Here is a 14,391-nt window from a genome sequence, read left to right on the forward strand (position 1 = left end):
CAGGTTCCCTTGTTGAAACGAACCCATAAATGATACTGATTATCATTGTTATTTTGTGAGTAATTATCCTGCCCTCTGAAATGGTTAAGCTTGAACAAAGAAAAGCGCCCTACGGCGATGCCGCCAGGGCGCTTTTCGATAAATCAGGCGCACTTATCAGATACGCCATCGATGCGTTCAATCAATACACTGCCGCTTAAGCGGCAGCGATGCGTGTCACGCTTTCTGTTTCAACAGCTCAAGGGTGGTGTTCAGCGTTGAGGAGGGCCGCATAGCACCGCTCGCCTTGTCGCTGTCGACATGATAGTAGCCGCCAATATCCACCGACTGGCCCTGCACCTTCGCCAATTCTTCGACGATTTGCTGCTCGTTTTCTGCGAGACGTGTGGCGATCTCCTCAAACAGTCCGCCCAGTTCGGCATCACTGCTTTGCTCCGCCAGCGCCTGCGCCCAGTAAAGCGCCAAGTAGAAGTGACTGCCACGGTTATCCAACTGACCAACCTTGCGATCAGGTGATTTGCCGTTATCAAGCACCTGCCCAGTGGCTTTATCCAGCGCATCTGCCAGCACCTGTGCCCGCGGCACGTTGTAGCTACGGCTCAAGTGCTCAAGCGATGCAGCCAGCGCGAGGAATTCACCCAGAGAATCCCAGCGCAGGTGGTTTTCTTCGAGGAACTGCTGCACGTGCTTGGGCGCTGAACCGCCGGCGCCGGTTTCGAATAGCCCACCGCCCGCCATCAGCGGCACAATCGAGAGCATCTTGGCACTGGTGCCAAGCTCCATGATCGGGAACAGGTCGGTGAGGTAATCACGCAGCACGTTGCCGGTGACCGAGATGGTGTCTTCGCCCTTGCGAATACGCTGCAGCGACACCTGCATGGCCTGCTCAGGCGGCAGGATGCGAATGTCGAGGCCGTCGGTATCTTGCTCGCTCAGGTACTGCTCCACCTTGGCGATCAGCTGGGCATCGTGCGCACGCTCCGGATTAAGCCAGAAGATGGCCGGCGTGTCGCTTAACCGTGCACGCTCAACCGCCAAACGTACCCAGTCGCGAATCGGCGCATCCTTGGTTTGACACATGCGCCAGATATCGCCCTTCTCAACCTTATGCTCAAACAGAACGCTGCCGTCACCCTTGGTAACCTTGACAGTACCGGCCGCGGGAATTTCGAACGTTTTGTCGTGAGAACCGTATTCTTCTGCCTTTTTCGCCATCAGCCCCACGTTGGGCACGCTGCCCATGGTCGACGGATCGAAAGCACCGTTGGCCTTGCAGTCATCGATCACGGTGGCGTAAATACCGGCATAGCTACGATCGGGAATAACCGCCTTGGCATCCTGGCGCGCGTCATCGGCATTCCACATTTTACCGGAATCGCGAATCATCGCCGGCATCGACGCGTCGATGATGATATCGCTGGGCACATGCAAGCTAGTGATGCCCTTGTCTGAATTGACCATCGCCAGCGCGGGGCGTTCGGCGTATTCCGCCGCAATATCAGACTCGATAGTGCTGCGCTCATCATCGGACAGTTGATCAAGACGCGAATACAGATCGCCAATGCCATTATTGGGATTGAAACCAATGCGATTCAGCGTATCAGCATGCTTGCTCAGTACATCCTTATAGAACTGCGACACTACGCCACCGAACATGATCGGGTCGGACACCTTCATCATGGTGGCCTTGAGGTGAACCGAGAACAGCACGCCTTGCTGCTTGGCGTCTTCGATTTCACGCTCGATAAAGGCAGCCAAGGCAGCGCTGCTCAGGAAGGTAGCATCGACAACTTCGCCCGCTTCCACTTTCACCGGGTCGCGCAGCTGTGTCGTGGTACCGTCGCTCTGCTCAAGTGAAATGCTCAGCGCATCGGCCTGATCGAGCGTTGCTGACTGTTCATTACCGAAATAATCGCCGCTCTCCATGTGGGCGACATGGGTCTTGGAATCGCTCGACCACTCGCCCATACGGTGCGGGTACTTGCGTGCGAAGCTCTTGACCGAGGCCGGTGCCCGACGATCCGAGTTACCTTCGCGCAGGACAGGGTTTACCGCACTCCCCTTCACCTTGTCATAGCGCGCTTTGATATCCCGCTCTTCGTCCGACTGCGGATCATCGGGATAATCAGGCAGTGGGTAACCCTGCTGCTGCAGTTCCTTTATGGCTGCGCGCAGCTGCGGCATCGAGGCGCTGATGTTGGGCAGCTTGATAATATTGGCCTCGGGGGTTAGCGCCAGTTGGCCTAATTCGGCCAGATCGTCAGCAACGGCGCGCTCTCCCAAAAGATCGGAAAACTGCGCCAGCACGCGTGCCGCCAGCGAGATATCACGGGTTTCGATACCGATGCCTGCGGTGGCGGAAAACGCTTTGATCACTGGCAGCAGTGATTGCGTCGCCAGAAACGGCGCTTCATCGGTAAGGGTGTAAATGATCGTGGGTGATTCGGACATATCAAGCCTCGGCTAGTCGTGATAAGCCACCGACGCGAGTGGTCGGAAGCACGTTGCGTGATTTATCTTGCCGCTCTTGTGTATCTGCAGCGCATGCGGCGAAGGTCTTCATACCAATGGAGTAACACGCCAGCGGTGAACGCCGCTATCCCCCATTAGCCTAGCGAACCGGTGTGGCCTGCGTACAGGGCGCGCTCCCAGTAGCCTATCAGCGACATCGGTACATCGCCGGCGCGGCTACTGTAGTAGTATTGATAGTGACGAACGTGTCGCTGCACGATGGCGGCCTGGTGGGATGCACATTGATTTCACCATTGGCCTCACCGTCGATAGCCGCTACGCCGCCCTCTCACTCCTCTTTTAATGACAGCCTTGTTTGCCATGAGTTTGATTTACCTGCTGCACAAACCCTACCTGATGCTGTCGCAGTTCACCGATAACTCACCGCCCACGAACGGTAAAAGGCGTACGCTGGCCGAGGTTATCGATATCCCTGACATCTATCCTGCCGGACGGCTTGATTACGATAGCGAGGGGTTACTGCTGCTAACGGCTGACGGAGCACTGGCCCACCGCATTACTGCCCCCGATCACAAGCAGCCCAAGACCTATTGGGTGCAGGTGGAAGGCATACCGGAGCCAAGCGCATTGGAGCAGCTAGGTCGCGGGGTTACGCTGAAAGACGGTCCGACCCGCCCCGCCAAGGTGAGGATGATTACACCGCCCGCCATTGCGGAGCGCGACCCGCCGGTCCGCTTTCGTGCTGAAATTCCCACTCAGTGGCTAGAGATCACCATCATTGAAGGGCGCAATCGCCAGGTGCGGCGCATGACGGCTCATATTGGGCATCCCACGCTGCGCCTGGTGAGAACCTCTATCGGCCCATGGACGCTGGATAGCCTAGCGCCCGGCGAGTGGCGCACCACCAGGGTCAATATGCCAACCCGCTCAGCGGGGCGCGGTCAGGCGCGGCGTAATCATCGGCGCTAGGCAATCGGCCGCCGCGGCGTGCCCGCTAGCGCAGCCTGTCTGTTCGTTCGGTAAGCCGCGCACCAGCGCCAGCGTAACCGCCATGGTAAAGCGCTGCTTAGTACTTTGACGATGCCGTGCGCGGATATCCGCCGTTTCGGTGACAGCTTTCGTTGTCGCTTTCCGCGATTCAGCTATTAAGCGTGTCTGCGCTATCAGGTACAATGACGTACTTTTATACGGTGCGGCTTGAATTCAACGGGCGATATCCGTCGTATCGCGCCAGCCATGTTCCATCCCAATGAGTACTATCCATGAGTAACGCCAACTTCTCCACCTCCAATGCTAGCGCGCCGACACGCGTGATCGTCGGCATGTCGGGTGGCGTCGATTCCTCGGTAACTGCCGCGCTGCTGCTTGAGCAAGGCTATGCTGTCGAGGGCTTGTTCATGAAGAATTGGGACGAGGACGATGGCACCGAGTACTGCACCGCCAAAACCGATTTGGCCGATGCCCAGGCGGTCAGCGACCGTCTAGGTATCAAGCTGCATACCGCCAATTTCGCGGCCGAATACTGGGACAATGTGTTCGAGCATTTCCTTGAGGAATACCGCGCTGGCCGCACGCCCAATCCGGACATCCTGTGTAACCGGGAAATCAAGTTCAAGGTCTTTCTCGATTACGCAGAAATGCTCGGCGCCGATCTGATTGCTACCGGGCACTACGTGCGCGGCGACCGTCAGGGGCGGCTCTACAAGGGGCTGGATGCCAACAAGGACCAAAGCTATTTCCTGCACGCCGTGCCCCACCAGGCGCTGGCGAAAAGCCTGTTTCCGCTGGGCGAGATGGAAAAAAGCGACGTTCGTGCCATTGCCGAACGACTCGACCTTGCCACGGCGCGGAAAAAGGATTCGACCGGCATCTGCTTTATTGGCGAGCGTCGCTTCGGCGACTTCCTGAAGCAATATTTGCCCGCCCGCCCAGGTGCCATTGAAACACCGGAAGGTGAACGCATCGGCGAACACGTGGGGCTGATGTACTACACCCTGGGCCAGCGTCAGGGGCTGGGCATCGGTGGTTTACCGCACCACCCCGAACAGCCCTGGTACGTGGCTGCCAAGGATCTTGAGCGCAACGTACTGATTGCGGTGCAGGGCAAACACCATCCGCTGCTCTACTCGGATTCGCTGCACAGCGAAGCCATCGAATGGATTGCTGGAGAGCCGCCGCAGGGCCTTGATGAGGGCCTGACGCTGACCGCCAAGGTGCGCTATCGCCAGCACGATCAGCGCTGCGTGGTGCATGCCAGCGCTAATGGCAGCGTGACGGTCACCTTCGACCAACCCCAGCGCGCGGTAACGCCCGGACAGTCGCTGGTGCTGTATCGCGGCGACGAATGCTTGGGGGGCGGAATCATTCGCACCATGGCTGCCAGCGATCAGTGCCAGCGTCAGATTAGCGAGGAATACGCCGGATGAACCGCGATCAGCGGCAGGCTCTTGCACTGGCGGGCGTATTTCAAGCGGCGGTAGTGGTCGACGAATTGGCGCGTACCGGCCGCTACGATACTCGCGCGTGGGAAACGTTGATCAAGGCGACAGTGGACCCGCGCCCTGACCAGTTTGCAGATATCTATGGCGATGACCTGGCCAACCTTGGCGTGGGAATGAACGCTGCGCGCAAACTGCTCGATCATCCGCCGGCAGGGTCGCAGGTAATGCGCTACATGCTGTCGATTCAGCTGCTGGCCACCCGCGCGCGCAAGGATCCGGCGCTAATGAGCCAGCTCGGCGAACGCCTTGAGCGTATTCAGCAGCAGGCCCACCACCTCGGTCCCACCCACGATAACGTGGTGCTGGCGCTGGGTGAGCTATATTCCGACACCCTATCGACACTGCGCTATCGCATTGTGGTCAAGGGCGATCCAGAACTTCTCAAAACACCGCACATGGCTGAGCGCGTCAGAGCCGTGCTATTGAGCGGCGTACGCTTCTCGCTGCTGTGGCGGCAACAAGGCGGGCATCGCTGGCAGATACTGTTAACCCGTAAACGCATCAAACAAACGCTGGACGAGTTACGCAGCTCGATGGAATAAGCGACGCCCGACCAGTTGGTAGTCAGACAACATGCAGCCCTGCGGTGCGCGGCGGATAGCGGGCCATATAGCCCTCTTCCACCAGCGCAGACACTCAGGGATAACCCGGCGGTTTACCGCCGATCTACGCGATTTGCTTTATAACGCCTTCATCTTTCGACTTTCAATAACGAACGCTTACAACGGACTCTTCATGGAACTCTCGACGCTTACCGCTATCTCTCCTATCGATGGGCGCTATGCCAGCAAGGCTGACACCCTGCGTCCCTGGTTCAGCGAATTTGGGCTGATGCATGCACGCCTGAAGGTAGAGCTGAGCTGGCTTGAGCGTCTGGCCGATCACCCGGGCATCGAAGAGCTTAATCCGTTGTCCGCTGAAGCGCGTGATTTCATCAAGCGCATGATCGCCGACTTCACCCCGGAACAGGCGGCGCGCATCAAGGAAATCGAGCGCACCACCAATCACGACGTAAAGGCTATCGAGTACTTCATCAAGGAACAGATCGAAGCGCTGCCCGAACTGGCCGCTAAAAGCGAGTTCGTGCATTTCGCCTGCACCAGCGAAGATATCAATAACCTGTCGCACGCGCTGATGCTGCGCGGCGGTCTCGATAATGCAGTGTTGCCCGCCATGCGCGAGGTAGTTACTGCCGTTGCAGGGCTGGCGGCGGCGCACGCTGAACAGCCGATGCTATCGCGCACCCACGGCCAGACGGCCAGCCCCACCACGCTGGGCAAGGAGATGGCTAACGTCGCTTATCGACTGAAGCGTCAGCTGAAGCAGATCGAAAGCGTCGAGCTGCTGGGCAAAATCAACGGCGCAGTGGGTAACTACAATGCGCACCTATCGGCCTATCCCGATATCGATTGGGACGCCAACGCCCAGCAGTTCATCGAGTCGCTGGGGCTCTCGTTCAACCCCTATACCACTCAAATCGAGCCGCACGACTACATCGCTGAGCTGTTCGACGCAGTGGTGCGCTTCAACACGATCCTGATCGACTTCAACCGCGATATCTGGGGCTATATCTCACTCGGCTATTTCAAGCAGCGCACCGTCGAAGGCGAAATTGGCTCCTCGACCATGCCGCACAAGGTCAATCCGATCGACTTCGAAAATGGCGAAGGCAACTTTGGCGTCAGCAATGCCCTGCTTGCCCACCTGTCCCAGAAACTGCCGATTTCACGCTGGCAGCGCGACCTGACCGACTCTACCGTGCTGCGCTCGCTGGGCACCGGCCTGGCACATGCGCTGATTGGCTACGCCTCAACCCTCAAGGGGATTAGCAAGCTTGAAGCTAACCCAGAGCGTTTAGCGCAGGATCTTGATCACAGCTGGGAAGTGCTGGCCGAACCGATTCAGACCGTTATGCGCCGCTACGGCATCGAAAAGCCCTACGAAAAGCTCAAGGCGCTTACTCGCGGCAAGACTATTGACCAGCAAGGCTTCGCTGCCTTCATCGATACGCTGGAGCTACCGAACGAAGTCAAGCAGGAGCTGAAAGCGCTCACGCCGGCTACCTATACCGGTAATGCAGTCGCACAGGCCAACGCGCTCGATAGCCGTGGAGCAGTAAAATGACAGGCGTTCTTGGAGAACTCACGCCGCAGCGCTTTCTGGCGGAATATTGGCAGAAAAAGCCGCTACTGATTCGTCAGGCCATTGCTGGCTTCAAATCCCCTCTCAGCGCAGAAGAACTGGCTGGGCTGGCGTGCGAAGAGGACGTTGAGTCGCGGCTGATCGAAAGCGTTGGTGCAGACGGTAAGCCGTGGCAGGTGACCCACGGCCCGCTCGACGAAGAGGTGTTCGCACGTCTTCCCGAACGCGACTGGACGCTGCTGGTGCAGGCAGTGGATCACTATGTACCGGAAGTCGCCGAGCTTTTGGAGCAATTTTCCTTCATTCCGCGCTGGCGTCTGGACGACATCATGATCAGCTATGCGCCGCCGGGAGGTAACGTCGGTCCTCACGTCGATAACTACGACGTCTTCCTGCTCCAGGGTGCAGGGCAGCGCCGCTGGCAGTTGGGCGGTTTCAAGGGTGAAGACGCCGCCATCGTCGATGGCATCAGTTTGCGCATCCTGAAAGAATTCACCGTCAGCAATGACGAAGAGTGGGTGCTTGAGCCGGGCGATATGCTGTACCTACCGCCCCGCTATGCCCATCACGGCATCAGCGAATCCACCGACTGCATGACCTGGTCGATTGGCTTTCGCGCTCCTTCTGCCGACGAAGCCGTCACCTCGTGGGCCGACTATCGGGGCGAGCAATTAAGCGATGCCCTACGCTATGCTGATCCCGATCTGAGCGTGCAAGACCCGGCGCTGCTTGATGAAGGCGCCATTGAGCGGGTGCGCGCGCTGATTCTTGAATCACTCGATGACAAACAGCAACTGGGCGAATGGTTTGGGCGCTACATGACCCAAACCAAATACCCCGATCAATTGATCGCCTTGGAACCTTCCATCGATCTTGCCACTCTAAGAGGCGCGCTAGCAGCAGGAGAGCAACTGGTGCGCAGTCAAGGCTCGCGCTTTGCTTACCGTCCGGCGCTAGGCAATGAGGCCGACAGCGCTACGCTATTTGTCGATGGCGACGGGATACCCTGTTCGCTGTCGCTAGCGCAGCAGCTAGCGCAAGTCGACCAGCCGCTGCCCGCCGAGCTGCTTGATGAGCCCGCTGCTGCCGAACTGCTGCTGGAGCTAACCAACCGCGGTAGTCTGGTGTTGGAAGAGCAGAGTGAGGCGTAACTAGAGGCGATTCGACGAAGCCGTGAGTATCGCTCAATTGGCATTGCGCCTTCGTCATCGCTAGAATAAACCAAGAAAACACCGTTTTATATCGCGACAGCCCTAAGTTAAAAAGGCGCTGGCTAAGGGAGACTAGAATGAAAACAGCAGTAAAAATCTTCGGCGTTGCTGCCATGAGCGCACTTTCCCTCGCGGGCTGTGCCAACGATGCCTACAACGGCAATACCTACAGCGGCAACGAAGCCATGAGCGGCCAGAGCGTTAGCTACGGCACCATCACCGGTATTCGTGCCGTGCAGATCCAGGACGACACTTCTGGCTTCGGCGGCCTGAGCGGCGGCGTGCTGGGTGGCTTCCTCGGTAACGCACTGGGCGGCGGCTCTGGCAAGAAAATCCTGACCGCAGCAGGCGCAGTTGGCGGTGCCTTGGCGGGTAACAGCGTTGAGCACGGTGCCAAGAAAACCAACGCCATGGAAGTTCAGGTCGAGCGTGACGACGGTAAAAACGTGGTTATCGTTCAGGCCGCAGACAACAGCTTCTCTAAAGGGCAGCGTGTACGTCTGGTTGGCTCTGGCTCGAAACTGCGCGTAGTGCACTACTAAGTCACTACCACCGTGGATGTCGGGGTAAACGTTGCCCGGCCCCACTGGTTGCAAAAGGGCGCTGTCTTTTAGGCAGCGCTTTTTTGTGCTCATGCATTAGGGATTGTCCGCCTCAAAATGCCCCGCCCGGCCACCGTCGCTTGCCCCTATTCGACGTTTTTTACGGCCGTCAGCACCGCTGCAGGCACTAGATACGGTCGAGTTTTCCCTCGCGAATAGGCCCGCAGGCCAGCAACCATCTATGTAATAGTTATTCTCAATCTAAAAGAGAGGAACTTTTACAAATTTTACGCATGACAAATCGAACAGTGTTTTCTATAGTAGGCGCTACGTTCGACCTCGACTATTAAGCAACGAGGTTGAGCCCTGTAGATTTACCCGGAAATAGTTCGCCGCTGGCGCACTCATTTCTCATCCCGTTACTGGGTGGCAGCTGCCCAATTTCAAACGTGGTCAGGGTAGATCTAGTTAGGCTACACTGATCGCAGTTGATGGCATATCAACCGAATTGATCTATCATTAGTGGTGAGGTAGCAACGCTAGGAAGCTGGCACTCTACACAAAACGCTAATGAAAGCATCGTTCAAGGGATTAAAAGGACGCAATCACTATGAAAACCGTAAAAGTTCTTACTGCAGCGCTTATCGCTAGCGGCACTGTTCTGGGCGCTTCTCAGGCAATGGCCTACGGCACCCTGGGCGACTTCTATGTTCGTGCAGACGCTATCCGTACCGAAGCACTGAGCAGCGGCGACACCAACCGCGGCTTCGCTGGCGCGCTGGGCTGGAAATTCACCGACAAAGTCGGTGTTGAATTCAACGCCCCGACCAAAAAGCTCGACTACGAAAGCAGCTCCAACGGTAAAGACGCTAACGCCAAGTATCAGCAGTACAGCCTGCTGGCTCAATACTACCCACTGGGTGGTGACGCGTCTCAGATCCAGCCTTACGTCGGTGTTGGTGCGTCTTACACCAAATTCTCCGATCGTGGCCTGAGCAACTCTGGCGGCGAACTCGAATCTGACAGCTGGGATCCGACTGCACAGCTTGGTCTTGATTACTACCTGACCAGCTGGTTGGCTGCCAACGTCAACGTTCAGTACACTCACCTGAAAGTTAAAGGTGATGACGGATTCAGCAGCAAATACGATCCGCTTCGCGTTGGTGCTGGTCTGACCTTCCGCTTCTAAGAGCTGAATCACTCGCTCTTGAAAAGAACGCCCCGCATTGCGGGGCGTTTTTTTGTGCCTCGAAAAACCTCGCACCATGTTGAGCTATCACGATCAGCACGTCAGAATAACGTTATTACCACGCTAGCCTGATAAACGCCGCCTAGAGCAGCCTTCGACGCCATTTTCGTTCGACGGGCCCACTGCTCTTGCTGCTGCGCCCCCGATACTGGACGAAATTTGCATGACCGCCGCCACAACTCCCCCGCCAGACACGGCCTTGGCTTCGCTGTACCGCCAGTTTGCCGACCGACTACATCAGCAAGGCTTCAGCGGAGAAATCGAACACAGCGACGCAAGTCTCACGGTACTGTCTACCGATAACTCCATTTACCAGCGCGTACCAAAGCTAGCGGTCTTTCCGCGTCATCGTGAAGATGTTGCTTTGCTTGCGCGAATTGCTGGCGAGGCCGCCTTTACCCGGATTGTGCTCGGCCCACGCGGTGGCGGTACCGGCACCAACGGTCAGTCGCTAACCGATGGCGTGGTGGTCGATCTCAGCCGTCATATGAACGCCATTATCGATATCGACGTTGAGCAGCGACGAGTGCGCGTACAGCCCGGTGTGGTGAAGGATCAGCTAAACGCGGCGCTCAAACCCTATGGGCTGTTTTTCGCGCCCGAGCTATCGACCTCCAACCGCGCCACTATCGGCGGCATGATCAATACCGACGCCAGCGGCCAGGGCAGCTGCGAATATGGCAAGACGCGCGACCACGTGATTAGCGTTGATGCGCTGCTGATCGGCGGTGAAACGCTTTGCGCGGGTCACCTTGAGGATGACGAGGTCGATCGACTCATTACGGCGGGTGGGCACGTCGGACAATTAGTGGCGACCGCCCGCGAGGTAATTGATAAGCACGGCGACGCAATTGCCGAGCGCTTTCCACCGCTCAATCGCTGCCTGACCGGCTACGATCTCGCGCATTTGCGCGACGATCAGCAGCGCCTCGACCTGCGCAGTTTGTTGTGTGGCAGCGAAGGATCGCTAGGGCTAATTGTTGAGGCCACGCTCAACGTGCTGCCGCTTCCCAAGTATTCTGCGCTGGTCAATATACGCTACGCAGGCTTCATGGACGCCCTGCGCGACGCAACAGCGCTGATGCACGGCGCTACCCGCCCCACCTCCATCGAAACGGTCGATAGCAAGGTGCTGGGGCTAGCGATGAACGACATGGTATGGGATCAGGTGGCGGAGTACTTCCCCACAGGAAGTACTCCCACCGCCGGTATCAATCTGGCCGAATTCAACGCTGAAAGCGACGCAGCCCTACAACAGAAGATCGCCGACTTCACTCAGCACCTTGATAACGATGCCGCCGTCGAACGGTTAGGTCATACCACTGCGTGGGGGCGTTCCAAAATGACCGCCGTTTATGCCATGCGCAAACGTTCGGTTGGCCTGCTTGGCAATGTCGAAGGCGAGCAGCGTCCAATCCCCTTTGTCGAAGATACCGCCGTACCGCCAGAGCAGCTGGCCGACTACATTGCTGAATTTCGCGCATTGCTGGATCACCACGGTCTTGCCTACGGCATGTTTGGTCACGTGGATGCTGGGGTACTGCATGTACGCCCGGCCATCGATATGAAGGATCCCGCTCAGGCAGCGCTCATTCGCACCATTAGCGACGCGGTCGCAGAGCTGACACAGCGCTACGGAGGCCTGCTGTGGGGGGAACATGGCAAAGGCGTGCGCTCCGAATACTCGCCGACCTTCTTCGGCCCGCTGTACCCCCTGCTGCAGCGCATAAAAGGCGCCTGCGACCCTCACAATCAGCTCAACCCCGGCAAGATTGCCACCCCGCCAATCGATAGCGATTCAGCGTCACGGGATAGGTCCTGGCAACTGCTCAAGGTGGACGAAGTGCCGACGCGCGGCGCACGCGACCGTCAGTTGGATAACACGGTATGGCAGCACTACGGCGCCGCAATGCACTGCAACGGCAATGGTGCTTGCTATAACTACGATCCCAACGATGCCATGTGCCCATCGTGGAAGGGAACGCGAGACCGCATTCATTCGCCGAAAGGCCGCGCCACCTTGTTCAAGGAGTGGCTGCTACGCGAACAGCAGGCGGGCAGCGACACCACCGCTGCACAGCTCAGCCGCTGGCAGCCACTGTTGAGCATGCCCAAGCGTGCGCTAGCGACCTGGCAAGCGCGCCGTGGAGGGGATGACTTCTCGCATCAGGTATATGACGCCATGACGGGCTGTCTGGCGTGTAAATCGTGCGCGGGCCAGTGCCCGGTCAAGGTCAATGTGCCCGACTTCCGCAGTGAGTTTCTTGCGCTTTACCACAGCCGCTATTTGCGTTCGCCACGCGACCATCTGGTGGCATCGCTGGAGCGTGCGATACCGCTAATGGCATCGCTGGCGCTAGCGTATAACCGCATTACCCAGTGGCGTCCGGTTGCCCGTCTCAGCCAGCGCTATATCGGGCTAGTGGATATGCCTCGCCTGACGCGTGCGCCTTTGGTCAAGCAACTGCGCAGTTGGGGCATTGCATACGCCACCCCCGAACGCCTGAAGGCATTGAGCGAAGAGCAACGGGCTAGCAGCGTGGTGATTGTGCAGGATACCTTCACCACCTTTTTCGATACCGCGGTGGTGCGCGACATCGTTGAGCTGCTGCAACACTTGGGGGTAACCGTGTTTGTTGCTCCCTATGGAGCCAACGGTAAACCGCAGCAGGTGCACGGCTTCAGCGCTGCTTTCAAGCGCACTGCCAAGCGCCAAAGCGCGCGCCTGAACGCGCTGGCTGCCAGCGGCGTTACGCTGGTGGGTATCGATCCAGCCATGACGCTCACCTATCGCCAGGAGTACGCCAAGGTGCTGGGCGCGAATAACGCCCCGCAGGTGGCCTTGCTACAAGAGTGGCTAAGCGATTATTGCGCGCGACAGTTCACGCAGCCCGCTGATGCAGCGGCAGAACTGCCCCGCTACCGCTTGTTGGCACACTGCACCGAGAAAACCACCGCCGCGGGGTCGCAGGCAGCATGGCAGAAACTGTTTGCTGCGTTTGGGTTACCGCTGGAGATTGAAAGCACTGGTTGCTGCGGCATGTCAGGCACCTACGGTCATGAAACGCGCAACAGAGAAACCTCCCGCACCATCTACGCGCTCTCCTGGCAGCCTAAAGTGGAGCACGCGCAACACGATGAGATGCTGCTCGCAACCGGTTATTCGTGCCGCAGTCAAACCAAGCGTTTTTCCGATGTGCAACTAAAACATCCGCTGCAAGGGCTGCTGCAAGCCGTCAAAATTACTGGCTTGCCTACCCTCACAGCGGATGTACAGTGACGCTAATCAGCGCTAACAGCGCTGATTAGCGGAGTTGCCACACCACATGCACAGAGGACTCGCGATTCAGCTGTCCTTTGCGGTATTCAGGCGCCGATGCCGACTCACTCTTGGCACTTGCCATGCGTGCCATCATCATCGGCGGCCGTGGCCCACCGCCGCTGGTGTTCTCTTCGATACTCTGCACCGGACCCAGCTCAGCACCCAGTGACTTCGCCATCAGCTCGGCCTTGGCGCGAGCGCGCTCGAGGGCCTTGTGCAGCGCCTCATCGTTTGCCTTGTCGGGGTCGGCCAGCGCGTAATCCACACCGGACAAATTATCGACGCCCGCCTCCGTGAGCGCATTGAGCACCGCCGGTACTTTTTCAAGATCGCGCACAGTCACGGTGAGCGGACGCTCAACCCGCGTTCTGCTCATTTGCTGGCGATCATCGCTGTTTGCCCGCTGATAGAAGGTTTCCGGCGCAACATTCAGCGATCCTGCAGAAACATCCTTGGTGTCGACACCCGCTCCTTCGATTGCCCGGATGGCCTCTCCCACCCGACGCTCCAGGCCGTCGCGCGCTTGCCCCAACGCCTTGGCATCGGTCGACGACTGCTGATCGGCCGGCTGCGCAGGCGTGCGCTCCAGCAGACTGGCGTGAATGGTCGCAATGTCAGGCGCGACCTCAATCGAGCCTTGCGCTTGAACATCGACCTGCCGCGGCTGATCGCCGTGATCACCCGGTGGTGGTGGCGGAGCGGAACACCCTGCTGTGGCAAGCGCGGTGGAAACTGCCACCGCAATACCGCATCGCTGAATCCATAACGACATGATGTCTTCCTTGTAATGCATATAAACCAGCGCAAACAGACTCGAGATTCGAACCTGTTTGCGACTACTCGCCCAGCTAAGCATGCTAGCGTGGCCAAGAGAAGCAAATTTGCGTGCGATTAGCCGAAATAATGCGCGCGAATGAGCGTGATAACGAGCTCAGGTATTGCCCGAAAGCGC

Annotated in this window: 10 protein-coding genes; 8 read left to right on the forward strand and 2 right to left on the reverse strand. The window is 58.1% G+C overall.

Going from position 1 to position 14,391, the window contains the following annotated elements; translation table 11 throughout:
* Positions 1–216 precede the first annotated feature (216 nt).
* Entirely contained in the window at positions 217–2,451 is a 2,235-nt protein-coding gene (locus tag R84865_RS06955; RefSeq protein ID WP_435639219.1) for an NADP-dependent isocitrate dehydrogenase, read from the reverse strand.
* A 381-nt stretch (positions 2,452–2,832) separates the two neighbouring features.
* Here R84865_RS06955 and R84865_RS06960 point away from each other — a divergent pair, with 381 nt between their 5' ends.
* The 8 genes from R84865_RS06960 to ydiJ all read left to right on the forward strand — a co-directional run bounded on the left by R84865_RS06960 (position 2,833) and on the right by ydiJ (position 13,397).
* Positions 2,833–3,441, forward strand: a complete 609-nt coding sequence (locus R84865_RS06960) for a pseudouridine synthase (RefSeq protein WP_435639220.1) — start codon at positions 2,833–2,835, stop codon at positions 3,439–3,441.
* 293 nt (positions 3,442–3,734) lie between these two features.
* Positions 3,735–4,898 (forward strand): tRNA 2-thiouridine(34) synthase MnmA, encoded by a 1,164-nt coding sequence (gene mnmA / locus R84865_RS06965; RefSeq protein WP_435639221.1) that lies wholly within the window; start codon positions 3,735–3,737, stop codon positions 4,896–4,898.
* On the forward strand, positions 4,895–5,515 hold the full coding sequence (gene hflD, locus R84865_RS06970) for a high frequency lysogenization protein HflD (RefSeq protein ID WP_435639222.1): 621 nt from the start codon (positions 4,895–4,897) through the stop codon (positions 5,513–5,515). Before mnmA ends, hflD begins: the two co-directional genes overlap by 4 nt.
* Positions 5,516–5,708: 193 nt before the next feature.
* Positions 5,709–7,097 carry an adenylosuccinate lyase gene (purB, locus tag R84865_RS06975; protein ID WP_435636666.1) on the forward strand — a complete coding sequence of 463 codons (1,389 nt, stop codon included), beginning with the start codon at positions 5,709–5,711 and terminating at the stop codon, positions 7,095–7,097.
* Positions 7,094–8,266 (forward strand): JmjC domain-containing protein, encoded by a 1,173-nt coding sequence (locus tag R84865_RS06980; RefSeq protein WP_435639223.1) that lies wholly within the window; start codon positions 7,094–7,096, stop codon positions 8,264–8,266. Before purB ends, R84865_RS06980 begins: the two co-directional genes overlap by 4 nt.
* A 137-nt stretch (positions 8,267–8,403) precedes the next feature.
* Positions 8,404–8,868: an outer membrane lipoprotein gene (locus tag R84865_RS06985; RefSeq protein ID WP_435630847.1), complete on the forward strand. Its 465-nt coding sequence runs from the start codon at positions 8,404–8,406 to the stop codon at positions 8,866–8,868.
* Between the two features lie 610 nt (positions 8,869–9,478).
* Positions 9,479–10,057: an OmpW/AlkL family protein gene (locus R84865_RS06990; protein ID WP_435630848.1), complete on the forward strand. Its 579-nt coding sequence runs from the start codon at positions 9,479–9,481 to the stop codon at positions 10,055–10,057.
* A 223-nt stretch (positions 10,058–10,280) separates the two neighbouring features.
* Positions 10,281–13,397 (forward strand): D-2-hydroxyglutarate dehydrogenase YdiJ, encoded by a 3,117-nt coding sequence (ydiJ, locus tag R84865_RS06995; RefSeq protein ID WP_435639224.1) that lies wholly within the window; start codon positions 10,281–10,283, stop codon positions 13,395–13,397.
* A 25-nt stretch (positions 13,398–13,422) separates the two neighbouring features.
* On the opposite strand, the gene R84865_RS07000 is transcribed toward ydiJ, so the two are convergent.
* Positions 13,423–14,211: an SIMPL domain-containing protein gene (locus tag R84865_RS07000; protein WP_435639225.1), complete on the reverse strand. Its 789-nt coding sequence runs from the start codon at positions 14,209–14,211 to the stop codon at positions 13,423–13,425.
* Between the last annotated feature and the right edge of the window lie 180 nt (positions 14,212–14,391).

This window comes from Carnimonas bestiolae, assembly GCF_051251145.1.
GTDB lineage: Bacteria > Pseudomonadota > Gammaproteobacteria > Pseudomonadales > Halomonadaceae > Carnimonas > Carnimonas bestiolae.

Bases quoted from the DNA above. Each gene is read 5' to 3' on its own strand.
- R84865_RS06955 (WP_435639219.1), bottom strand. From the start codon at position 2,451: ATGTCCGAATCACCCACGATCATTTACACCCTTACCGATGAAGCGCCG.
- R84865_RS06960 (WP_435639220.1), top strand. From the start codon at position 2,833: ATGAGTTTGATTTACCTGCTGCACAAACCCTACCTGATGCTGTCGCAG.
- mnmA (WP_435639221.1), top strand. From the start codon at position 3,735: ATGAGTAACGCCAACTTCTCCACCTCCAATGCTAGCGCGCCGACACGC.
- hflD (WP_435639222.1), top strand. From the start codon at position 4,895: ATGAACCGCGATCAGCGGCAGGCTCTTGCACTGGCGGGCGTATTTCAA.
- purB (WP_435636666.1), top strand. From the start codon at position 5,709: ATGGAACTCTCGACGCTTACCGCTATCTCTCCTATCGATGGGCGCTAT.
- R84865_RS06980 (WP_435639223.1), top strand. From the start codon at position 7,094: ATGACAGGCGTTCTTGGAGAACTCACGCCGCAGCGCTTTCTGGCGGAA.
- R84865_RS06985 (WP_435630847.1), top strand. From the start codon at position 8,404: ATGAAAACAGCAGTAAAAATCTTCGGCGTTGCTGCCATGAGCGCACTT.
- R84865_RS06990 (WP_435630848.1), top strand. From the start codon at position 9,479: ATGAAAACCGTAAAAGTTCTTACTGCAGCGCTTATCGCTAGCGGCACT.
- ydiJ (WP_435639224.1), top strand. From the start codon at position 10,281: ATGACCGCCGCCACAACTCCCCCGCCAGACACGGCCTTGGCTTCGCTG.
- R84865_RS07000 (WP_435639225.1), bottom strand. From the start codon at position 14,211: ATGTCGTTATGGATTCAGCGATGCGGTATTGCGGTGGCAGTTTCCACC.